This is a genomic window from Microcoleus sp. K5-D4 (assembly GCF_036704575.1).
GTDB lineage: Bacteria > Cyanobacteriota > Cyanobacteriia > Cyanobacteriales > Microcoleaceae > Microcoleus.
In genome coordinates, this window is record NZ_JAUBSD010000077.1 from 1 (window position 1) to 22591 (window position 22591).

Sequence of the window (22591 nt, forward strand, 5' to 3'; positions counted from 1 at the left end):
CTGCCTATCTTTTTTTACCACAAGTTGGCTCAATCCTTACTAGCTATGGGTTTTGGGTGGGTTGTCACCCCCCCAGACCCGAAGAAAGAACTGGTGTAAAAAAGGCAGCCGAAAAAAGGTTCGAGGAGACCGGAGAAAAGGCAGAGTTAATGTAATGGGAGGAGTGAGGAATTCGGATAAAAAAAGGTGGGTAGAGTTCCTCAAAAAAGGCAATTTATATAATTTTTATCAAGTGCTAAAACTATTTTATGAAGAGCTAATTAATGAATGGGTATCAGCCGGTAATCAAGCCTCTGACTTTGCGGAAAAAGGAGCCAAAATAGTGATAGTTCTGGATAATGCTAGTTTTCACAAGAAAGAAGAGTACCTGAAAATAATTGAAACAGAAATGCCTAACCTTCATTTAGAATTTCTCCCCGAATACAGCCCCGACTATAACTTAATTGAATTAGTATGGCATTCGGCAAAAGAATATATAGCCAATCGACTTTTTACATCTATTGAAGAGCTAGAGTATTTATTGCACCGCCTCTTAAATGAAGGGCAATTAATAATTAAATGGGGTCGTAAAATCAAAAATAAGGGCAATGCTTGTATCACAGTTTAAATGTGCAACAGCTTATGAAGCAACTAATATTATCTACCATCCATCGACCGCAATAAAATTAGTTGGTAGTGAGGAATTTAACCCTCATAAAACTCGCTCGTACTTCCGTCGTCAATACAAACGTTATAACGGTTATTATACCCACTTTTATATAATCACTGAGACTATTTCCTACGACTCCGACGCTCTAACTCTTTAATTACCCTCAGAACAAACAGCGACATTAAAGCGCCAATTAATGCCAGTTGCCACAACCCGCATCCTGCGGCAGTTCCTAAAGCTGCTGACACCCAAATAGCGGCTGCAGAGGTGAGCCCGTGAACTTCAACTTTGCCTATTTCCTGTCGATTTTGCCGCAGAATTTCTCCACCTCCCAAAAACCCAATCCCGGCAGCAATGCCTTGAATTACGCGCGCTACAGCATCTCCTCCGTTTTCATTTTTACCCATTGCCAGCGGCATTAAAACAAACAGTGCACAACCCATACTAACTAGCATATGAGTTCTCAAGCCCGCTGGTTTGTTTCTGAGTTGGCGCTCCCATCCAATAATTCCGCCAACAAACATGGCTAGGCACAACCTTAACAGTATGCCTAGCCAATTATCGGGAGACCACAAGTTAGCGATCGACAATGTTTTTCTGCAAATAATTAATCCGAAGATTCCAATATTAGCGGAGTACGATGTCCGATCGCAATCTCACTGCCAAATCTTGTTCCGGGCGAATCACGAGCACGTCAACGCTGCGCCGCCCCAACAATACTCCAGCTAAAGCGCCGATCCCAGCGCCTCCCAATACTTCTTCAGTCGCGATCGCTTTGTCGCCGGTAATGCCTGCGAGTGCTGCTGCTGCTGCTGCACCCAAGGCTGCACCTTGCGCTACTGAACCTGTGCCAGCACCTTTTTGGACTCTTTCGGTTCTGGTAATAATTCCTGAATTTCCGTCAATCCGATAGCGTTGGCGGCGGCTGATAATTAACTCTCTGGCAACAAATTGAGTACCACTTTGATTGCCTCTTCTGACAGGTTGCAGTGCCCCGACTATCTGGCTGCCTGCGGGGATTAATACTCTGCCTTGAGGTGTGCGGATGTCTTGCGCTACTGTTAAAGTTAAAGGTGCAGTTTCTTCGCGGGTGACAACTATTTTGTCTTTTTCATAGCTAACTGGAATTACACTGCCCGAGGGAATTCGGATGCTATCAAATTGGGAAATTCGTTGTTGAGCTTCTGCGGGAGTAGCTACCACCAGCGGCGCGCTGGTTCCAACTGTAATGCCCAGTGCCAGGATTGCTGCTGTTGCTGAACGCCATTTTTGAGAAGTAATCATATAAATTGTCTCCTTGCTTCAGTTTTTGTTTACTTAGGAACGCACTACTGCTAAATTTGTTTCTGGTTTCGCCTTCATCTGATGTTTTGATTATGGCAGGCGGGAATTCTAGAAGTTGGGAAGATAAGGTAGATAATCCAGAATTTTAAAATTTTGAAAAATAGATAAAATCGGCAAGAGTGGGAAGATAAGGAGGATAAAGGAGAGATTTCGGTTCATCGTCCCCCTTAGCCTCTAATTAGTTAAGGTGAAATCCCAGCACGAAGCGTCGGGACACGAGATTAATTGTTGAGAGCGTTTAAAGCCAACAATCCAGCACCGAAAGCTGGTTCGTATCGGGGCGAAATTACCTTAGCTTTTGGGGCGATCTCACTTATGGCTGCTTCAAACCGACCTCGGCAATTTGCCTCTCCACCCCACACACCTCCTACGATCACAATTTCAAATTCTTCTGTTTGGTTAAATAGCGCTGAAATGGCTATTTTTGTTGAATAGGTTAATTCTGCCACAGCATTATTGATAATGCAGTCAGCGACGCGATCGCCCTCTGCTGCTGCTCCCTCGACAATCGGCGCTAAAGCTGCAATTTCTTTGACTCCCCAACCGCGCCCGTAAACGACTTCTACCAATTCTTCTAGGTTATTGAGGCCTAAATGGTTTTGAAATTTTTCCGCAAGCACGGTAAAATCTTCGCGTCCGTCATAGAACTTCAAAGCAGCTTGCAAACCCTGAAGGGCGATGTTATATCCGCTGCCTTCATCGCCTAAAATATATCCCCAACCCCCGACTCGTTTAGTTTTCCCGTGACGGTTTTGCCCAAAAACAATCGAACCGGTTCCTGAAATAACGGCGATACCCACTGGATGGCCTGTACCGCCAGCAAGTGCGATCGCGCAGTCGCTGGAAATTACTATATTCCTGGGCAGGAACGATCGGGTTACTGGTAAAGTATTTGTCAACTGCAAGTTCTGCACTACAAATTGCACTATTTCACGATCTTTTGGACGCCCGACACCTGCTAGTCCCACACCAATTGCTTCTATGTTGAGATTGCCTACAGCCTCGACCTGAGCGGACAGAACTGCTCGTTCGATCGCCAATTGGATGGATTGTTTGGCTGTCTCAATTCCCAGGGTTTGATAATTTGACGGCCCTGCTTCACCCCGTCCTAAAACAAGGTGGTTGTCATCCATTAAAAGGCAGATAGTTTTAGTGCCGCCGCCGTCGATGCCGAATACGTAGCTCATGAATAATTTAGAGAAGAATAGAGCAACCCAGATTAACAGATATATCTCTATTCTACGCTTTGTACAATCCGATTAAATCGACAGAGCAATGCTAATAATAATTAAACCTAATAATGCTAACCAAACCAGATGGCGCTGACACCAATTTTTGATCGATTGCAGCCCGTCGCCGCTGCTGTAAGGGATCGTCTGTGGCACAAGTGGCTCAGCTTGATTGTGATAAAGCGTGCATTCTTTGGCAAAGGGACGCTGCGGGTAGTTGCAAGTGTCGTCTTCGTGATAAATACAGGTAGTGCACAGAAATTCTTCGGGTTGTGATCGATAAAGAGGGATACCCGGATGACCGAAAGCTTTGAGGGGGATTTTGCAATGTGCACAGGCAAGTGCTTGGGCGTCTACAGGTTGGTGACAGCGGGGGCAATCAGGCATAGACAGCAGGGTGATGGGGTAATGTGGTGGGTAGGCTCATTAGGGGGTTTTCCGAACGCCGATTAGCGCGATCGCCTCGCCATCAGGCGGCTGGATGCTCCAAAATAGAAAGGTAGGTGTGCGCTGATGTAACTTTAAGTTTACAGATAGTTTCGCAGCGACAGCAGGCGACCTGAGCCGATCGGGTATGAAAGGGCAAACATTAGGAAAAATCTATGGATAACAATAGCAACTTACTCAAACAACTGGTAATGCTGGGCATTGGTACTACCTCCCTGGTGGCAGAGAAATTGCAGGAAGTCAGCGAGCAATGGGTCAAAGATGGCAAAATCAATTCCGAGCAAGCCAAAACCTTTGTAGATGACATGACGGAGCACCTCAAGTCTGAACAGGGCAATTGGGATACGCAGTTGCAGCGGCAACTACGGAATATGCTGCAAGATATGGGAGTTCCCCGACAGTCCGAAATGGATGAGTTGCGCGGAAGGCTCGATCGTTTGGAACGTCAGATGCGGGATTTAGAAAACCGTAACTGGCGCTGAGTTCGATCCTCTTCGAGGGCTTCGCTAACGCCCGCGAGGAGTTCGCTGCTATCTTGTGATAAGATTGTCATCCGAAGGCGGAAGGCTAAAAAAGGCACTTATGTAGAAGCCATTTATGTAGAATTACAAACATTATGACTTCATACTTTGGCCTTTAAAATTATCTGGTACCTGCCCTTTTTTGGTGGAAAAGTTCAGATAAAATTTGGTAGTTCTTGTTGTACTAGATGTCTTAGATATCTGAGATATCGCGGTTAAAAGTATCAGGAGGATTAATTTTGCGAGGAGTTCTAGTCAGCTTGGGAGTAATGCTGGTTTGCTTTGTGTTTTTGATAGTCGCTCAAATGGGCGGTTCTGGGTCCCAAGCAGTTGCAGCCGAATTGAACAATCTTTTACCCGAGACTGCTATTGAGAAGTTGTCAGCGCAGTCTTTAAATGAAAATAACTTGCTAGTAGCTGATGCTACTTTACCCGAGGTACCAGCTACTATCGCTGGCAATAACATGACTGATAATACTGTGACAACCGATTCAGGTCTGAAATATGTTGAATTGAAGCAGGGTGATGGGGCGACTCCAAAAACCGGGCAGACGGTTGTGGTACACTACACTGGGACTTTGGAGGATGGCACGAAGTTTGACAGTTCGCGCGATCGCAATTCTCCTTTTCAGTTCAAAATTGGCGTAGGTCAAGTAATTAAGGGTTGGGATGAAGGTGTCGGTACGATGAAAGTTGGAGACCGCCGCAAGTTGATTATTCCCCCTGAACTCGGTTACGGTGCTCGCGGTGCGGGCGGGGTGATTCCTCCTAATGCTACGTTGATTTTTGATGTGGAATTGTTGAAAATCGCTGGCTAGGTAGCTAAGTCTAATTCAACGTAAAACTTTTACGGTGTTTAGAAACCCGGTTTTTTTATTAAGAAACCGGGTTTCTGTGTATGTCCTGGTTGATTTACGATCGCTTCGGAGATGCCAGATTGCGAAAGCAGGTATATTGGGCGTCAAATAATAGTTTGATGATTCCTGTGGGGCCGTTTCTGTGTTTGGTAATAATTACTTCTGCAATTCCGCGATCGGGCGAATCAGGGTTATAGTATTCATCGCGGTAGAGCATAATTACTAAATCCGCGTCTTGCTCGATCGAGTTGTGAACTATGATGTCATTAGCGACAAAATTATGCAGTGCAGGCACTGTTAAATCGTAAACCTCAGCTTCGCCATCAACTTCTATTGAGGCGATTTCATCCCAGTAAATATCGCTCTTAGATAAGAGGGCAAGTTCATCAGATTTAACAATTGTAGCTAATTTGAATGCTCGTTCCCGACCGAGGTTGTGTTTGTAAAGAGTTGTACCACAATATAAGTTGCCAAGCTGTGCTTGCATCTGGCGTGTAGTTAAACCAAATTGCTGCATAGCAGGAACAGCATACATTTTCCACACATCACGCGGTATGACATCTCTATTAGTATTGCTAGAACGAATTTCTATGTATTCTGCAATTTCTGTCAGAGCTTGCTGTTTGTAGTTACCTACTGCACCAATCAAATGAATAAACTTATCTAAATCAGGTCTTCCAGTAACCCAAACTTGATGTTGATCTCGCCCTTTCCCTGGCTGGGGGCTTAAAAATAAGCGGGCATTGATACCAAGTCTGAGTAAGAGTGACTGAACATCTCTTGCCAATTTTTCACTACTGGAAGCATAGTAAACACTAGGGTAATGACATTTACCCCTACCTATTTTTATGCAACCATCAGTACACCAAAGATGGCGTAAAAATAAAGCTATTGCTTCTTGAGGCTGCTCAAATATTTGATTGGGGACAAACTTCTGGTGAGAACGCAGACCAAAAACAGCTAAAGCATCTAGCCATTCAGTTACAGGATTCCTCACATTATGTGTGAGATGATAGGTAGCAGGAAGATAAACTTGATACCAATCACGTTCTTTACAAATACGAGGTATGATTCGCTCTCCAAAGACTTCTATTGCAAGATTTGCAACTGTATTGGCTAAATCTTTCTCTCTAGTCGTGTATTGAATAGCGTGTCGAGGTAGAGTACATCCGTCTCCAATCATGTGTCCTAGCAAGGCTATTTCGGCATTGTCCATCGATTGGATGAAGGAACTTGATACATATCTAGGTAGGGCAATGCGATCGCCTGTTTTTAACTCGTCCAATCGCCGCCAGCCGTGAATGGTTAAGAACTTATGATTTCCAGTGGCTCTAATTGCCCGTCCCAAACGAGTTTGCAGTCGTAGTACAGGCTTAACACCTGTAGCAAAGGCATTGCTAACAACGGCTTTTTCTAATTGCATGGTGGCTTCATTGAGCGCCCAAACTGTGAAGCCAGATTTTCCTACTAATTCACGAATTGGTACGCGCACACCAGTATCTGCTAGCATTACCAAACTATCACCTGTTAAGCAGCCACTTTCTCTCAAATCAGACATCATCGGTCGCTTGTTTGTCCTCGCTTCCACACCCCGACTCAACTGAGATAAGGCAATAATCGGCACGTTGAGTTCGCGGGCTAAACCTTTAAGACTTCTGGTAATTCGAGATAGTTCTTGCACGCGGTTGTCGCTGGTACCTTCCATTAATTGCAGGTAATCTAGCAAGACTAATCCTAGGGTTCCGCCTTGTTCTGCTTGGAGGCGGCGGACTTTCGATCGTATTTCTGTGACGGTAATATTGGGAGTATCGTCAATAAACAGCGGTAGTTCTGATAAATTGCCAATGGCTGTACTGATTGGTTCCCATTCGTTTTGACTGATTCTACCCGATCGCAATCGGTTACTTTCTATTTTGGCTTCGCTGGACAGGATACGCTGCACTAGCTGTTCTTTCGACATTTCTAAGCTGAAAACGGCAACCGGCAATTTTTGCTGTCCAGCGGCGATGTGGTGGGCGATATTGGTACAAAAGGCTGTTTTTCCCATCGCCGGCCTGGCTGCAACGATGATTAAATCCGATCGCTGAAAGCCTCCTGTCATAGCATCTAAGTCATAAAAACCGCACGGAATACCGGGAAGTGTCAGGCCTTCATTGCGATTTTCTAGGTCTTGAAATGTTTGGTTTAGTGTTTCGCCGATCGATACTAAATCCTGTTGCGGGCGTTCTTGAGTTATGCTGAAAATTTCTTGTTCGGCGCGGTCTAAGACTGTTTCTAGTGGTGTTGCCGTCTCGTAACCTAATTGTACTATGTTGTTGCCAGCTTCGATTAATTTGCGGCGCTGATATTTGTCTTCAACTAAAACTGCATATTGGTCGATGTTGACTGCGGAAACTGTGCGATCAACTAATTGTGCTAATTTAGTTAGTCCTCCTACTTGCTCTAACTGGTTGCGGTCGGTTAGCGCAGTTGTTACCGTCATTAAATCGGTAGGTTGACCCTGTAAAAATAGGCCTAATGCCGAGCGATAAATGACTTGATGAGCGGTGATGGCAAAAAACTCCGGTCGCAGCAGTTCGGCAATTCGGGAAATAGCTTCGGGGTCAATTAAAATCCCGCCCAAAATTGCTTCTTCTGCCTCTATATTTGTAGGCATCAAATCGCTCATTAGTCAATAGTCCTCAGTCCTTAGTCCGCAGTCATTAGTTATTAGTTGCCAGTGATTAGTCGTCAGTTTTGAATCCTTAGTTAGCAGTCCTCAGTCCTTAGTTAGCGGTACTCAGTTCTTAGCTAATGACTAATGACTAACAACTAATGACTGATGACTAATGACTAACAACTAATTACTCATGACTGATGACTCTTAATTACATCGGAACAACTTGAATATCAACTTCGGCGGTAACTTCTGCGTGTAGTTTGATTTCAGCTTTGTAGGTACCAGTTTGGCGAATTTCGGGCAGAGTGATGCCGCGCCGATCGACTTCTTGACTGGTAGAGTTGAAAATCAGTTCTGCTACTTCTTGGTTGGTAACAGTACCAAAAATCGCGTCTGCTTCCCCAACTTGCTTGGAGATGATGAAAGGCCCAGCCGATTGGAGGGCGGTTTTGCGGACTTCAGCTTGCTGCTTGAGCTCTAGCTGGCGCAGTCTTTCTTCTTCACGGCGGCGCTCTGCTTGCTTGAGAATGCCCGGAGTGGCTCTAAATCCCATTCCTTGGGGTACTAGGTAGTTGCGGGCGTAGCCCGGGGCTACTTCTACTACGTCGCCAGCTTTGCCGAGTTTGCTGACATCTTTATTTAAAACTAATTGAACGCGCTTGGCCATGATCGTGGGTTGTGGGGTTTTAACTGCAACTTTTTATAATAGCGAAGTTTGAGGGGCGATCGCAAGGGAGAAGGAAGTTCGCCAACGGATTATGTAGCGGATGTAGTGGATTTAACGGATTTAATAACGGATGGATGTTGAGATTCGAGGTTCGAGGGAAGAAACAGGGATAATATTTTTTACGGGCAAATTCAGTTTGAAATTACGCAAAACGGGCGCTCTGTAATGAGGCAAATCAACTACAGCGCAATGTCTTACCGAGCACTCAGGCTTTATTTTCAAGGCGCTGGGCGACGATCGCTCGCGCTACAGTAGCAACTAACTGGGTCGGATTGATCGGCTTGGCTAAGTGTTGGTCAAATCCGGCTTGCAAAACTTGACGCTCGTTCGCTTCTCCAGCATAGGCCGTTAAGGCGATCGCCAACAACTGGCGATACTCAGGCGCAAGCTGAGTGCGGATGCGCTTGATCAACATATATCCGTCCATCTGGGGCATTCCGATGTCGCTGACGAGCAAATCTGGTGCAGTTTGTTTGATCGACTCTAGCGCCTCAGTAGCAGATGACAGGGAAATCACCTCTGCACCCGCTTCCTCAAGCACGAAAGCGACAAAATCTCGCGAGTCGAGTTCATCATCTACCACCAAAATTCTCAATCCAGCTAGCGGCAAGGATGAGAGATCGGGACAAGCAGCCCCATGACGTTCTTCCTCCTCCTGCCTTCTAAAATCATCATTTAATAGCGGTAATCTCACCGTAAACGTCGCTCCTTGACCTTCTCCGGCGCTTTCTGCAAACACGGTTCCGCCGTGAAGTTCGATCAGTTGGCGGACGATCGCCAATCCCAGTCCCAAGCCTCCAAATCTGCGCGTTGTAGCGCCATCTTCTTGTCGGAAATGGTCAAAAACATAAGGCAAGAAATCGGGAAGAATACCTTTACCCGTGTCCGTGACTTGAATTTGAGCTTGGCGTGCGATTTGCCCTAATCGAACTTCTACTCGACCGCCTTCGGGGGTGAATTTCACCGCATTTGATAACAAATTCCACACAATTTGTTGCAAGCGACTTGTATCGCCGAGAACTTGCCCGACATCAGGATTTAAGATTGTTTGGATTTTAATTTTTTTAGCTTCTGCTGCTAATTGCACGGTTTCCACAGCAGATGGAATAATAGTTGCCAGATTCATCGGAGCAACATTTAATCTGAGTTTTCCTTGCAGAATCCGAGACACGTCAAGCAAGTCCTCGATTAATTGAGATTGCAGTCTGGCGTTGCGCTCAATCGTCTCAAAGGCCTTGGCAGTTTGAGCCGGCTTCAGCTTGCCGCCGATGAGCAGTTGCGACCAGCCTAAAATCGGATTTAAGGGCGATCGCAACTCGTGAGAAAGCACCGCCAGAAACTCGTCTTTAATGCGGTTAGCTCGCTCGGCTTCCGTGCGGGCAGTTTGTTCTAATTGGAGAACCATATCGCGCTCAGTTTCCACTTGTTTGCGCTCTGTAATGTCGATAACAGAGCCGATATAACCCTCAAATTGTCCCCTTTCGGAAAATCTGGGAGCAGCCGCATCGATCACCCAAGAATATCCGCCATCCTGGCGCCGGAGGCGAAATTCTACGCGGTACGGTTCCTGGCGTTCGTTGGCGGTCAAGAACGCATTTTTTGCCTGTTCTCGGTCTTCTGGATGTGCCGCGTTTACCCAACCCAGTCCCAAACCTGTTTCCTCAGTTTGACCTGTGAAGTCATACCAGCTTTCGCTCAAGAAAGTGCAATAGCCTGTGGGGTCTGTTACCCATACCATAAAGGGAGCGTTGTTAGCCATATTGCGGAATCGTTCTTCGCTTTCTTGCATCGCTGCTTCTGCTTGTTTGCGTTCTGTGATATCCCGACAGACAATCACTCCGCCTTTGATTTCACTGCTAGCATCAACTACCGGATAACCGCTGATACTGATCCAGCGATCTTCGGAATCTTCGCGGCGGACAAATACCTCTACATCATTGACATATTCACCTTTGATTGCTCTGGCTAGAGGTAGTTCAGCGTCGGGGAAGAAGGTTTTTTTGTCTGCGGTAAATAGTCCGTAGGTGCTCGACCATTCCTCACAAGATTTTTCATTCGATAGCTGACCGAATATGCCTACGGCGGCTCGGTTAAACAACACAAACTCCCCTTGTTGGTTGGCCAAAATTAAACCATCGCCAATGCTGTCAATGATGACTTGAAGTAACTTAGTTTGTTCTTCCCGGGCGACTTCTGCTCGTTTGCGATTTGTGATGTCGCTGGAGATGCCAATTAAGCCGATGACTTCTCCCGCCTGATTGCGATATGGAGCTTTCATTACCAGAAATGTCCGAATGCCATCGTGAGATTCTTCGAGGACTTCTGTTTTGCCGGATTCCATAATGCGCCGATCGTTTTCCGTGACTGTGACTGCAAGTTCTGTTACTGGGTATAAATCCAGGTCGCGACCACCAATTACTTCAGAAGCAGGTTTGCCCATTATTTCCAGCGTGGCTGGATTTGCATAAATAATCCGTCCTTCTCGATCTTTGACAAAAATTGGCGTGGGTGCTGACTCGTTAATTACGTTCAAAATCGCATTTTTTTGTCGCAATTCTTCTTCAGTGCGTTTGCGATCGCTAATATCGCTCCAATAAGCCGTCAGTCCTTCTGCCGCTGGATAGGCGCTCACTTCTATATACATCTGGAGCGACGGGGAAAACTCTTCAAATTTGACAGAAACTTGCTCGTTAACGACTCGATGAAATTCTTGATATACCCTCGAATTCGCTTCTCCCTCGGCGGGGAATAGCTCCCAGATTGATCGACCTAACAACTCGTTTCTCGATCGAGAAAGCAGTTTTTCTGCTGTGGCATTAACGTAGGTATAGCGCCATTGTGAATCGATCGCCATAAAGGCATCGGTAATACTTTCTATAATATTGCTGACTTGTTGGTTGGCCGCTTGCAGCGCGAGTTCAGCGTTTTTGCGCTCGGTGATGATTTCGCAAAAAATCATGATACCGCCAATCTCATTGGTGTTGGTTCGCCAAGGGTACATTTCCCAGCGCACCCAGTCGATCAAGCCATCAGGGCGGGGAAACAGATCTTCTTGGCAGGTTTCGACTGCACCGGCCAGACAGCGCTGGTGGATTTGTTTGAAATGATCGGGCAAATTGGGAAAGATGTCGTAATGCGATCGACCCACAATGTTTTGAGTGCCGAGCCCGTAACTTGCCAGCCAGCGGTCGCTCACCAGCATATACCGCATCTGGCGGTCAAACATCGCCACCCCCGCAGGCGAATGTTTGACGAACAGCCGCAGTTGCTCTTCCTGTTGGCGCAAAAGATTCTCCGACTGTTTGCGAGCGCTGATGTCTTTGAAAAGTACGGCGACTTTGCGGCTGTGCGGCTCAGGAGTGCGGAACGCCGAAACCTCAAACCAGCGGTTCATGGCTTCCGAGCCATGCTCAAAGCGCAAGGGTTCGCCCGTGAGTGCGACTTTGCCGTACACCTCAAACCAATAATTTTCGTGTTCTGGAACGAGCTGTCGCATCGTTTTCCCCGTAGCTTGTACGAGTCCGGTTTGTTTCTCGAAGGCCGGATTGATTTCTAAAAAGCGGTAATCGATCGGCTTTTCGTTTTCGTCAAACAGCATTTCTATGACGCAAAAGCCTTCGTCTAGGGACTCAAACAAAGTGCGATAGCGTTCCTCGGAACGGCGCAAAGCAGCAATAGCTTGTTTGCGATCGCTAATATCCATAAAGGCCGCCACACACCCCCGAACTGCGCCCTGTTCGTTAAATAACGGCACCGCATTCACCAACCAATCAAAGGCCACCCCGTCCGATCGCACCATTTGAATTTCCACATCTCGCACTTGGACGCCGGAAGCCACGGCCAGTTGCATGGGGAGTTGTTCTCCCGGAATTTCTTCTCCGTTGCGGAGTCGTCTAAAGGGAAGGGCTGCGGCTTGCTCTCCGGTTCCAGAAACATTGGTATCCGGCGGCACTATCAACATCGACTGGGCAAATCGGTTAGCGCGAATTACTTTACACTGTGGGTCGTCGGCGATCGTAATGCCCACGGGTACAGCATCAAGTATCGATTCGAGTTCATTAATTCGTCGCTCTAGTTCCTGGTTGAGCCGTTGAATTTCTTTTTGGGTAGCTTTGCGATCGGTAATTTCATGCACCGTCACATTCACTCCCAAAACGCGATCGTCCTGAGCCCTCAGTGGATAGACACTCAACAGCCAATCCTGTTCGACTCCCGGCTGTGCTGAGTTCGTCCTGCGAACTTCGAGCTGTTGAAGTGGAACTTTAGTTTCAATAACTTGTCGGTAAAGCGGCTCTAAATCATCTGCCATTTCTGGCAAGATTTCGCGCAATGTTTGGCCGATGTGGGCGGCGGCTGGAACTCCGTTAATTTCTGCTAGCCAATCGTTGAGGCGGACAAACCGCAACTCAGTATCGAGGAAGCAAAGTCCGATCGGCGCACTAGCATAAATCGCCTCGATTTCTGCTAGTTGTTGATGTGCCGTTTGCGCTTGTTTAATATAAGCAGCCCTAGCCGCTTTCTCCTCAGTGACATCTTGAAAATAAACGGCAAGCCCCGATGGGATGGGATAAGCTCGTACCGCATACCAAGCATTGAGTGGCGGATAAAAAGATTCAAAACTAACCGTAACTTGGAACGTGGCGGCGTGGCGATATTCCTGCTCAAACAAACTGCCCACTGATTCGGGAAACTCTTCCCAAATGCTGTTGCCAATCAAATCTTTCGAGGGCCGATTCAGCCACCGCGCCGCTTGCGAATTGAGGTAGGTAAATCGCCAGTCTCGATCCAAAGCAAAGAACCCGTCCGAAATACTTTCGAGGGTGTCTGACAGTTGTGGCGCGGGCGCGTTACAGACGGGTTCGGGCTGAGGTTGAGCGAGCTCCGTGAAGGTTGTTACTACCGCATAGGGAGTCGATCGATCTTCCTGAAATAAAGGTTGAGAATTGAGCGTTAACCAAATCAATTCTCCCTGTGGTCGATCAAAGCCCATGATGACATTTAAACATGGTTGCCCGGTTTGCAGCGCCACCATCGCCGGATGTGTCTCGCCGGGAAAATCCAAACCATCTTCACACAGAGTCTGCCACCGACTGTTGATTGAAGTGCATAAGAGCATCTGTTGTGCTGTCATCCCCAACAGATCCTGGGCGTGAGAATTGCACCCCTGAATGCTACCATCTGCCAATTGCAGAACCATCCCTACATCAGTTGGCCAAGGCGCGGCTGGGTAGAACGCTTTGTTAGAATCCGTTGAAACAGAGGGGTCGATTTTTGCTTGAGGTTCAGTATTGCGTGGGTTTTGCATCGGTTTCTAACAACGCTAATTTTACTTTTGGCAAAGCAAACCGCGCTCAATAATAGGGAAATAACCAGAGGAACTTTTGACTTGAGCAGGGTGACACTTCAAACCTAAGATGGATGTCGATCGTTCTGCGGTAATATCGATATCTAGACAATTTATTTTATCGTAGAGTCCCACGTCTTAACCATTTGCGGGATTCCGCACAGGCGACGGGGAATTTTCTGGCTGTTTCAAATACCAGGTTAGTCCGTCTCATTATTTTTCGCGTTGCTGCATATTACCAATGGCTGTTGCTCGTTTGCGGGCGCGAACAGATGGCACTTGCACACAGATAAATAAGTAGGTCAATCACCCGACACCGATCGGAGTACCGATACGGTGTGGGCACAGAAATTGCCGAGTTGACCAGTCTAAGTGGTTCGCCCACTACGTTTAAGGTAAGCGTTCAAGTACCTACCAGAAAATGCGTGCTAGTTTTCTGCTCTAGAATTCAAAAGTTAAACAGGTGTAAGGGTTAAGCCAGTGCTTTTGAAATAGTTACCGACCTTAAACATTGACGAAGCAAACATTACCCAGAAATGGAGGACATTTAATGTCTAATTTTGTTTTTGTACGTGATACTCAAAAACGACCGCTCAATCCAATCCGCCCTGGATTGGCTCGCAAATTGCTAACCACTGGCAAAGCTGCTGTTTTCAGGAGGTATCCATTCACGATAATTCTCAAAGTAGAGGTAACAGTACCCCAAAAACCAATCACTCTTAAATTAGATCCTGGCTCCAAAACCACGGGAATCGCATTAGTCCAAGGAGAAAACGTAATCTTTGGTGCAGAACTAACCCACAGGGGGCAAGCTATCAAAGCCAGTCTGGAGTCCCGCCGTTCATTGCGTAGAGGCAGAAGAAATCGCCATACCCGCTACCGAAAAGCTAGATTTTTAAATAGAACTCGCCCGAAAGGGTGGCTGACTCCAAGCTTACAACATCGTGTCGAAACAACCCTAACATGGGTAACTAGATTGATAAAGGTTGGGTCAATTTCTTCTGTTGTTCAAGAACTTGTGCGGTTCGACCTCCAGCAAATAGACAACCCGGAAATTAGCCGATTGGAGTATCAGCAAGGTGTTTTATGTGGCTACGAGATCCGCGAATATTTACTCAATAAATGGGATAGAAAGTGCGCGTATTGTGGAGTTGTTGATACGCCTCTACAAGTAGAGCACATTCATCCCAAAGCCAAGGGCGGATCTGATCGTATTTCTAATCTTTGCCTTGCTTGCGAAAAATGCAATATCAAGAAAGGAACTCAGAATATTGAGCAGTTTCTCTCGAAAAAACCAGAGGTTTTGAAACGGATTCTGTCTCAAGCAAAACGTCCTTTGAAAGATGCAACAGCGGTTAATTCTACTCGTTGGGCGTTATTTAACCGACTCTGTATGACTGGCTTACCAGTTTCTACTGGCAGTGGCGGTTTAACAAAGTTCAATCGCACTCGATTAAATTTAGCTAAAACTCACTGGCTAGATGCAGCTTGTGTCGGCAGAATTGAATCGTTGAAAGTTTTAATAAACAAGCCATTGTTAATTAAAGCGACTGGACATGGGACACGCCAAATGTGTCGTACCGACAAATTGGGTTTCCCGTCCCGCTATGTTCCCAGGTTTAAGTTTGTTAAAGGTTTTCAAACGGGAGATATCGTCAAGGCGGTTGTAACTTCTGGTAAAAAGGTTGGTATATACGTTGGACGTGTTGCCGTAAGAACCAGTGGTTCATTCAATATTTCCTCCTCGGAATTGGTGTCAGGAATTAGTCACAAATATTGTTCACTTGTTCATAGAAAGGATGGTTATTCATATGCGGCCTAAACCTTGCCCCCCTTTTCCTCTCGCCACTGACCTGAGTACAGGTACAGTGGGAGTCTCCAAGGGGGAATACAGATGAAGCTTGAAAATACATAACCCCTCTCTCGCAGCGAGTGAAACGAAGCAATCGCTCTTGTTACGCCCGCCTTACATTCTGTTACATCATTGTAAACTTTATTTGCGCCTACCTACTTAGAAACCCCGTTTCTTTGTGTAAATCTAACCGGAAATTTAGGCAAGATTTTGTTCGTCTCAACGGTAAACGGGCGATCGCATTTACCTCTATACAGGGTCGCCTGCTTCCTCCAGTCCCAACGTTTGTGTCACGTTTGCCGTTCATCTCACAAACTTAATCCTATGCACATATTCACAGCCGCCGATCGCACCTATATTCTGGGGTTAGCAGCACTTCTGAAGTCTGTAGATCTGAATATTAGCCAATCTGGGGAGGAGCAGGTCAAAATTAGCGTTGTATCTACCAGGATATATTCACAGCAAAAGGAACAGTTACAGAATTGCTGCAAATACCAAATTGAATGGCAAGAATTGCAATCTAATTACGACCAACTTCTTTCGATATCAGGTTCTAAACTTCCTTACGTTAAATTGGAGCCGCGAAAATATACCAAAGAAACAGAAAGGCTGATTTGGCTCGACAGCGATACGATCGTTCTGGGCAGCTTAAAGCCGCTGTGGAACCTAGATTTTCAAACTCTGCCGATAGCAGCCGCCGCCAACTTCTGGGGAAATCCCAACAATTATCTAGATCGAAACCATTATTTCAATAGTGGTGTTTTAGTTTACAACATGAAGCTTTGGGAGGAAGAGCAACTGTCGGAAAAGTTGCTCCAAAATGCTAGAACCCACGTTTGGGGCGATCGCGATCAAGGTGCATTAAATTCAGTTTTAGTGGGAAGGTGGAAGCAATTAGACCAAATATGGAACAACCACAAGACTGATGATATGTCAAGTAAAGTGATGCACTTTATGTCAAGACCGAAACCGTGGGAAAGCTCCGCCCCCAATCAATTATGGCTTGATATGTTGTCTCAGACACCGTTTAAGGACGAACTAGAAAAAATTCCAAATAAGTTTAAGGGGCTGTCGAGCTTTCACGTAAAATACCAAAGACTTGACAGGTGGTTGAGCGAACCGATACTCAAGTTTAAGAGTTACCTGAAACAAAAAAAACGTTAAGGTCAAAATTGGTCTTTCATGCCGCGCAATCGAGCGAAGGTTTGCACTGGATCGGAGGTGTTGGCGGCTGATTGCAGGTTGGGAAAATCCCAGCGCAAAAATGGGTTTGTCCTTTTTTCGAGGCCGATCGATGATGGTATTGTAGGTTGCGATCGACTGCGCGCTTCCTTGACTTCGGCGAAGCGCTGCTGTAAATCCGGATTGTCGCCATCCACACTCAAGGCAAATTGCAGGTTGTTCAGCGTGTATTCGTGGGCGCACCAGACTCTCGTACTATCGGGCAAGTTTCGCAGTTGCCCCAGAGAGGCTAACATTTGGGCGGGAGTGCCTTCTTTGAGCCTGCCGCAGCCTCCTGCAAATAAGGTGTCGCCGCAAAACAACTCGCCGGTTTCGCTGGGGTTGCTGGGGGGGAAATAGTAGGCGATGTGAGCTTTTGTGTGGCCGGGTAGGAAGAAGACTTCGGCGGTTCTGTTGGCGAAAGAAACTCGATCGCCTGCTTGTAAAAACACTTGCTGTCCGGGAATTCTGCCTCTATCTTCTGCGCCACCGTAAACTTTAATTTGGGGAAAGCGATCGATCAGTTCCTGATTGCCGCCTATGTGGTCGCTGTGGTGGTGGGTATTGAAAATTGCTGTTAATTCGGCTCCGAGTGCTTGCAGTTGCTCTAATACTGGCTTTGAGCGCGCTGGATCGACGACGGCTGCTGTGTGGCGATCGGGGTCGTGCAGCAAGAAAATGTAATTGTCGGACAGTACCGGAAGCCGATAAACCTGCATAGAAAAGTGCCTCTCTAGGAAAAATATTATATAATTAAGTTACTCTGAACGCTATCCGAAGGCTGATTGCAGATTTCTTAAGTCCGCATATCTATCTTGGGAAGTAAAACTCTAATACGTTTCTGAGATAGGTTTCTGATACGTTATTTCTGCTGTTGAGCAAATTGATTTGCGGTCGAGTACGCACCATTTTTGGGTCAATAACTGCAATCCGCTTTAACTATTTTGGCATAAAACCGATCGAATAAATGCGAACATCTCACAACAAATCGAACTTAACAATTTCTCAAAAAGTCGATCGGATTGTAGCGTCTGGTAAGATAACTCGCCGGGAACACTTAGTTTTGACTTCGGCTATCCTGTCAGATGATAAAATTTCAGAAGAGGATCGACATCAGATTAATCGGATATTTGATTATATCCAAATTGGTCGCCTCAAGTTTATCGATTGAACACAAAGACTTGCACAGTCAGCATCTATCTGGAGTGTAAAAAGCGTTTTTTATTTAGGAGTGCGATCGTCCCGTCGGGCACAGCAAAGCCTATATATTTCGCTTTAATTCTCCGGCTCACGCGGAGTGTGAAAGCGTCTGATGTGGAAGTCTCAAATTAACAAGGCTCTTGGCAATCCCAGCTACAAAAACAGGCAGAAGAAAATGAGTGCAGACAAACCAACTATTTTGGTGACGGGCGGAGCTGGATATATTGGCTCTCACGCGGTATTAGCGCTGAAAAACGCCGGTTACGGTGTGGTGATTTTGGATAATTTAGTTTACGGTCACAGAGATTTAGTAGATCAGGCTTTGCAGGTGGAGTTAGTAGTTGGCGACACGAACGATCGCACTCTTCTAGACAACTTGTTTGCTACGCACAAGATTGATGCGGTAATGCACTTTTCTGCATACGCTTACGTGGGCGAATCTGTTACCGACCCAGCTAAATATTATCGCAACAATGTCATCGGCACTATTACGCTTTTGGAAGCAATGATCGCTGCTGGCGTGAAGAAATTTGTGTTTTCTTCTACTTGCGCGACTTACGGTGTACCGCAGAAAATTCCGCTCACAGAAGACCACCCGCAAAATCCGATCAATCCTTACGGTGCTACTAAGTTAATGGTAGAACGGATTTTGTCGGATTTTGACGCTGCGTATGATTTCAAGTCTGTTTGTTTCCGCTATTTTAACGCGGCTGGGGCTGACCCTAACGGGTTGTTAGGAGAGGATCACAATCCAGAAACTCACCTAATCCCGCTGGTGTTGTTCGCTGCTTTGGGTAAACGAGATTCGATCGCGATTTTTGGCACGGATTACGAGACTCCTGACGGTACTTGCATTCGGGATTACATTCACGTTAACGATTTGGCATCTGCTCACATTTTGGGATTAGAATATTTGCTCAAGGGTGGCAAATCTGATTTCTTTAATTTGGGCAATGGCGGCGGGTTTTCGGTGAAAGAGGTGATAGAAACGGCTCGCCAAGTGACGGGAAAAGAGATTAAGGCTGTTGAGTGCGATCGGCGTCCGGGAGACCCGCCTGCTTTGGTTGGCAGCAGCGAGAAAGCCATCAAAACCTTGGGTTGGTCTCCAGAATATCCCGACATTAAGAACATTATCTCCCATGCTTGGCAGTGGCACCAAAAACGCCACAACTCTTAGTCTTTAAGGTGCGCTGGGCGCACCTTACCATTACAGCCAAGTTTGATGAAATTCTTGTGGGGTGGGCGTCCCCCCGCCCCAAAAATACAATATGCTAATAATATCTGCTAAATCGGGACAACTGGGCAACCGGTTGCTGCTTTTTGCTAATTTTATTGCTTGGGCGATCGAGCATAATTTAATTGTTCTCAATCCTGCTTTTGACGAATATGCAGAATTCTTTGTGGGAACCGCTGGTGATTTTTTGTGTTGTTATCCTCCTCTATATTTTACCGCACCCGGTAACAAGTTTGTCAGAAGCAAATATTACAAATTAGTTAAGTATTTAAGCAACAAAAAAATAATATTAAAAACGCAAGAAATAACCCGAAAACAACCTTTTAGTTGGCGAAAATATCAGGAAATAGAACAAATCAAGCACGGTTCAATTGTTTGTTTTCAAGGCTGGTTATTTCGAGATGGCTGGTTTGTAGAAGATCTCCCCATGTTACACAAATACGCCGACCCGATTAGAGCATACTTTGCACCATTAGAGCGATATAGAATCAATGTAGAGCGTTTGATATTGAATTTAAGAAATAACTCTGATATGCTCGTCGGAATTCACATCCGTCAAGGGGATTACGCTAAGCATCAAAAGGGGAGATACTTTTACACAACTCAGCAATATTTAGAAGTCATGAATTCTGTGGTAAGGCTATTTGAAGGAAAAACAATCAAGTTTTTGATTTGTTCTAATATTCCACAAAATTCGAGTTTATTTGATAATTTTAACTGTGGATTTGGCAGTGGTCATTTAATTGAAGATATGTATGCTTTGGCTGAGTGCGACTATGTTGTGGGGCCGCCTAGCAGTTATACTATGTGGGCTTCTTTTTATGGAGATAAACCTCTTTATATGATCCGCGATGTCAATAAAACAATTAACCTGAAAGATTTTGTACATTTTTATGAATGGCAAGGAATTTATCACAGTCGAGATGAGTGGAGTGAGAGCTTTTGGGAGTGGACACACGCTCGGTAAATAAGTAAATCAATAAGTAAATTAATGAATTCAAATAAATTAGCAATCAAGGGATTTATCACTATATTAACAGGTCTTTACTCTTTCCAAGATTGCGTTCATTTTCTGGCGTCTGTCAGGAAGTTTCACCGCGAACCAATTATTATTTTAATAGATAGAGTACCTCTAATTTTATATCCTTTACTTCAGGTGTTCGGAAATGTCATATTGAAACCTGCACCCTCTAATGAAAATCCTGTTTTGGCGTCGCGGCTAGCTAAGCTGGCTTTGTACGAGGAATCTCTGTTTGAGAAAACTATTTATATGGATTGTGATATTTGTTTGCTGTCACCAATAGATGAGGTTTTTGATTTTCTTGATGGGGTGGATTTGTTGGTGACGGAAGATGTGCAGCCTGCGATTGCTAAAGCGGCAAATTTATTAAGAGTCAAGCAGGATATTCTGTCAACTTTGCAGTCTGTCGGGTTGCCGCTAAATGCAAATAGCATTCAATACAATGGCGGATTTATCGCTTTTACGAAAAGCAGTAAAACTCAGAAATTGTTTATAAACTTTAAGAAATATTTTAACATGGTAGTGGCGCATCAAAATGTGCTACTCTTGAAAGACCAGGGAGCTTTTGCGGCGGCTGTTGAATCGGTGAAACCGAAAATGACAACTTTGTCCCCGGTTTACAACTACTTGGATAAGTGGAAAGATGTTTATACGATCGACAAACCGATTAAAGTAATGCACTGCACTTATCCTTACCGCCCTCAGTACGCAAAGAACGTGACGAGATCGCTCTTTACTAGAATAGTCGATCGCACAGCTAAAATATTTTTACCCAATCAACTTAACAATCCCTGGCGTTTAAAATAATTAAAGTTTGTTGGTAAACTGGATCAAAAGCAACAAAATTCAGCCCCAAATTAAAAAATTTAGCCTCAACATATCCGAAAATTTACCTAGAAGAATTATTGCTGGCTGGAATAACAGTCTTGGGTTCATTATTGTGTGTTTTTTACCAAAAGACGCGTTGCTGCCCTTTGCCATGGTTAAAAACCCGGTTGCTTTGGTTTGGAGTGCGTGAGTCCCCATCGCCTTGACAAAAGCTTGGTTAAGCAGGAAAATCAAACAAATGTTTTAAACAAAATACTCAGTGAAAGTTTCATTAGTAGTTAGCGATTTGTCAGGCGGAGGTGCAATTCGTGCTTTTTTATTAGCTCAAGTCTTGATTGAGCTTAAATGTGATGTAGAAATTGTTGGATTTCAGTTTGGCAAGGAATTGTACGCTACTCCTCCTAGAGACATCCCAGTATGTGCGATACCGGGTAAAAATTATCCGGGGTTTTTAATGGATGCTCAAAAACTTTGGAAAAAAATAGATGGGGATATTATTTATGCAGTCAAACCTAAACCTACAAGCTTTGGGCTATCACTGCTAAAAAAACTGGCGAGTCGCCAATTTATAATTTTAGATATAGACGACTGGGAACTGAGCTGGTACGGCGGAGATGAATGGAAATACCGTCCATCTTTCAAACAACTTTATCGAGATATTTTTAAACAGAACGGTCAATTGAGAGAACCGGATTATCCGCTCTATCTCAAGTGGATGGAAAGTCTCATTCACCGTGCTGATGCAGTCACCGTTGATACTGAGTTTTTAAAACAGCGTTTTGGTGGTGTATATTTGCCTAATGGTAAGGATACTGGAATGTTCGACCCTGCTAAATACAATCCTGAATTGAGCAGACAGCGTTACGGCTTATCCGGGTATAGAGTTCTGATGTTTCCGGGGGCACCGCGACCTCATAAAGGCGTGGAGGATGTTTTGATGGCCCTCGAACAGTTAAATGAGCCCGATTTAAAATTAGCGATCGTCGGCGGGAGTCCTTATGATGATTATGATGATAAACTTGTGAAACAATGGGGGCGTTGGATTATTAAACTGCCAAGGTTTCCAGTGGAGACAATGCCGTCCGTTGTAGCCGCGGCTCATGTTGTCGTTGTTCCTCAGCGAGAAACTCTCACAGCCGTGGCTCAGTTTCCGCTCAAGCTGACAGATGGCATGGCAATGGCTAAGCCTGTTTTGTCTACGCGAGTGGGGGATATTCCAGCAATTTTAGGAGGAACCGGTTATTTAGTCGATCCGAGTTCTCCCGCTCAAATTTCACAAAAAATTCAATGGATATTTCAAAATTTGACAGCGGCTAATTTACAAGGAATGAAAGCTCGGGAAAGATGTGTAAAAAGATATAGTATTCAAGCAATGAAACCGATACTTTCAGATATAATCGCAGGTATGTAAAGGTTATTTTAAAACTCCTCAATGGAGGAAGAAAAGCTGGCTGTTAT

17 protein-coding genes and 1 pseudogene are annotated in these 22591 nt (G+C 45.3%); 10 read left to right on the plus strand and 8 right to left on the minus strand.

Annotated features, from left to right (window positions below):
• Positions 1 to 58: 58 nt before the first annotated feature.
• Positions 59 to 607: pseudogene (locus QUA77_RS21335) on the plus strand (IS630 family transposase); the annotation flags it as partial.
• Positions 608 to 771: 164 nt separating this feature from the next.
• On the opposite strand, the gene QUA77_RS21340 reads toward QUA77_RS21335, so the two are convergent.
• From QUA77_RS21340 to QUA77_RS21355, 4 genes are all read right to left on the minus strand, one after another.
• Positions 772 to 1173, minus strand: a complete 402-nt coding sequence (locus tag QUA77_RS21340) for an MgtC/SapB family protein (protein WP_333036220.1) — start codon at positions 1171 to 1173, stop codon at positions 772 to 774.
• A 103-nt stretch (positions 1174 to 1276) separates the two neighbouring features.
• Positions 1277 to 1933: a hypothetical protein gene (locus QUA77_RS21345; protein WP_333036218.1), complete on the minus strand. Its 657-nt coding sequence runs from the start codon at positions 1931 to 1933 to the stop codon at positions 1277 to 1279.
• A 281-nt stretch (positions 1934 to 2214) separates the two neighbouring features.
• Positions 2215 to 3180: a BadF/BadG/BcrA/BcrD ATPase family protein gene (locus QUA77_RS21350; protein ID WP_333452362.1), complete on the minus strand. Its 966-nt coding sequence runs from the start codon at positions 3178 to 3180 to the stop codon at positions 2215 to 2217.
• A 72-nt stretch (positions 3181 to 3252) separates the two neighbouring features.
• Positions 3253 to 3609 (minus strand): zinc ribbon domain-containing protein, encoded by a 357-nt coding sequence (locus tag QUA77_RS21355; RefSeq protein WP_333452364.1) that lies wholly within the window; start codon positions 3607 to 3609, stop codon positions 3253 to 3255.
• A 215-nt stretch (positions 3610 to 3824) separates the two neighbouring features.
• On the opposite strand from QUA77_RS21355, the gene QUA77_RS21360 reads away from it, so the two are divergent.
• Positions 3825 to 4151 carry a phasin family protein gene (locus tag QUA77_RS21360; protein ID WP_333036214.1) on the plus strand — a complete coding sequence of 109 codons (327 nt, stop codon included), beginning with the start codon at positions 3825 to 3827 and terminating at the stop codon, positions 4149 to 4151.
• A 278-nt stretch (positions 4152 to 4429) separates the two neighbouring features.
• Positions 4430 to 5008 (plus strand): FKBP-type peptidyl-prolyl cis-trans isomerase, encoded by a 579-nt coding sequence (locus tag QUA77_RS21365; RefSeq protein ID WP_333036212.1) that lies wholly within the window; start codon positions 4430 to 4432, stop codon positions 5006 to 5008.
• Positions 5009 to 5102: 94 nt separating this feature from the next.
• Here QUA77_RS21365 and QUA77_RS21370 read toward each other — a convergent pair whose 3' ends face one another.
• The 3 genes from QUA77_RS21370 to QUA77_RS21380 form a co-directional block, all read right to left on the minus strand.
• Positions 5103 to 7715: a replicative DNA helicase gene (locus tag QUA77_RS21370; RefSeq protein ID WP_333036211.1), complete on the minus strand. Its 2613-nt coding sequence runs from the start codon at positions 7713 to 7715 to the stop codon at positions 5103 to 5105.
• A gap of 199 nt (positions 7716 to 7914) precedes the next feature.
• Positions 7915 to 8373 carry a 50S ribosomal protein L9 gene (gene rplI / locus QUA77_RS21375; RefSeq protein ID WP_006634794.1) on the minus strand — a complete coding sequence of 153 codons (459 nt, stop codon included), beginning with the start codon at positions 8371 to 8373 and terminating at the stop codon, positions 7915 to 7917.
• A 265-nt stretch (positions 8374 to 8638) separates the two neighbouring features.
• Positions 8639 to 13738: a PAS domain-containing protein gene (locus QUA77_RS21380; protein ID WP_333452366.1), complete on the minus strand. Its 5100-nt coding sequence runs from the start codon at positions 13736 to 13738 to the stop codon at positions 8639 to 8641.
• A 589-nt stretch (positions 13739 to 14327) separates the two neighbouring features.
• Here QUA77_RS21380 and iscB point away from each other — a divergent pair.
• Together iscB and QUA77_RS21390 are read left to right on the plus strand one after the other, a co-directional pair.
• Positions 14328 to 15599: an RNA-guided endonuclease IscB gene (iscB, locus tag QUA77_RS21385; RefSeq protein ID WP_333452368.1), complete on the plus strand. Its 1272-nt coding sequence runs from the start codon at positions 14328 to 14330 to the stop codon at positions 15597 to 15599.
• A gap of 354 nt (positions 15600 to 15953) precedes the next feature.
• On the plus strand, positions 15954 to 16793 hold the full coding sequence (locus tag QUA77_RS21390) for a glycosyltransferase (protein WP_333452369.1): 840 nt from the start codon (positions 15954 to 15956) through the stop codon (positions 16791 to 16793).
• Between the two features lie 2 nt (positions 16794 to 16795).
• Here QUA77_RS21390 and gloB read toward each other — a convergent pair whose 3' ends face one another.
• Complete coding sequence (gene gloB / locus QUA77_RS21395; protein WP_333452371.1) at positions 16796 to 17569, minus strand: hydroxyacylglutathione hydrolase; 774 nt, start codon at positions 17567 to 17569, stop codon at positions 16796 to 16798.
• A 248-nt stretch (positions 17570 to 17817) separates the two neighbouring features.
• On the opposite strand from gloB, the gene QUA77_RS21400 reads away from it, so the two are divergent.
• The 5 genes from QUA77_RS21400 to QUA77_RS21420 all read left to right on the plus strand — a co-directional run bounded on the left by QUA77_RS21400 (position 17818) and on the right by QUA77_RS21420 (position 22544).
• A complete protein-coding gene (locus QUA77_RS21400; RefSeq protein ID WP_190659093.1) occupies positions 17818 to 18021 on the plus strand; it encodes a hypothetical protein in 204 nt (67 codons plus the stop codon).
• A 204-nt stretch (positions 18022 to 18225) separates the two neighbouring features.
• On the plus strand, positions 18226 to 19227 hold the full coding sequence (galE, locus tag QUA77_RS21405; protein ID WP_333452373.1) for a UDP-glucose 4-epimerase GalE: 1002 nt from the start codon (positions 18226 to 18228) through the stop codon (positions 19225 to 19227).
• Positions 19228 to 19318: 91 nt separating this feature from the next.
• Positions 19319 to 20251, plus strand: coding sequence for an alpha-1,2-fucosyltransferase (locus QUA77_RS21410; protein ID WP_333452375.1), 933 nt, complete (start codon positions 19319 to 19321; stop codon positions 20249 to 20251).
• Between the two features lie 24 nt (positions 20252 to 20275).
• Positions 20276 to 21112 carry a hypothetical protein gene (locus tag QUA77_RS21415; RefSeq protein ID WP_333452377.1) on the plus strand — a complete coding sequence of 279 codons (837 nt, stop codon included), beginning with the start codon at positions 20276 to 20278 and terminating at the stop codon, positions 21110 to 21112.
• Positions 21113 to 21392: 280 nt separating this feature from the next.
• Entirely contained in the window at positions 21393 to 22544 is a 1152-nt protein-coding gene (locus QUA77_RS21420; RefSeq protein WP_333452379.1) for a glycosyltransferase family 4 protein, read from the plus strand.
• Positions 22545 to 22591 lie beyond the last annotated feature (47 nt).

Excerpts from the sequence above, each read along its gene's own strand:
- QUA77_RS21340 (WP_333036220.1), bottom strand. The coding sequence starts at position 1,173 with ATGTTTGTTGGCGGAATTATTGGATGGGAGCGCCAACTCAGAAACAAA.
- QUA77_RS21345 (WP_333036218.1), bottom strand. The coding sequence starts at position 1,933 with ATGATTACTTCTCAAAAATGGCGTTCAGCAACAGCAGCAATCCTGGCA.
- QUA77_RS21350 (WP_333452362.1), bottom strand. The coding sequence starts at position 3,180 with ATGAGCTACGTATTCGGCATCGACGGCGGCGGCACTAAAACTATCTGC.
- QUA77_RS21355 (WP_333452364.1), bottom strand. The coding sequence starts at position 3,609 with ATGCCTGATTGCCCCCGCTGTCACCAACCTGTAGACGCCCAAGCACTT.
- QUA77_RS21360 (WP_333036214.1), top strand. The coding sequence starts at position 3,825 with ATGGATAACAATAGCAACTTACTCAAACAACTGGTAATGCTGGGCATT.
- QUA77_RS21370 (WP_333036211.1), bottom strand. The coding sequence starts at position 7,715 with ATGAGCGATTTGATGCCTACAAATATAGAGGCAGAAGAAGCAATTTTG.
- rplI (WP_006634794.1), bottom strand. The coding sequence starts at position 8,373 with ATGGCCAAGCGCGTTCAATTAGTTTTAAATAAAGATGTCAGCAAACTC.
- QUA77_RS21380 (WP_333452366.1), bottom strand. The coding sequence starts at position 13,738 with ATGCAAAACCCACGCAATACTGAACCTCAAGCAAAAATCGACCCCTCT.
- iscB (WP_333452368.1), top strand. The coding sequence starts at position 14,328 with ATGTCTAATTTTGTTTTTGTACGTGATACTCAAAAACGACCGCTCAAT.
- QUA77_RS21390 (WP_333452369.1), top strand. The coding sequence starts at position 15,954 with ATGCACATATTCACAGCCGCCGATCGCACCTATATTCTGGGGTTAGCA.
- gloB (WP_333452371.1), bottom strand. The coding sequence starts at position 17,569 with ATGCAGGTTTATCGGCTTCCGGTACTGTCCGACAATTACATTTTCTTG.
- QUA77_RS21400 (WP_190659093.1), top strand. The coding sequence starts at position 17,818 with ATGCGAACATCTCACAACAAATCGAACTTAACAATTTCTCAAAAAGTC.
- galE (WP_333452373.1), top strand. The coding sequence starts at position 18,226 with ATGAGTGCAGACAAACCAACTATTTTGGTGACGGGCGGAGCTGGATAT.
- QUA77_RS21410 (WP_333452375.1), top strand. The coding sequence starts at position 19,319 with ATGCTAATAATATCTGCTAAATCGGGACAACTGGGCAACCGGTTGCTG.
- QUA77_RS21415 (WP_333452377.1), top strand. The coding sequence starts at position 20,276 with ATGAATTCAAATAAATTAGCAATCAAGGGATTTATCACTATATTAACA.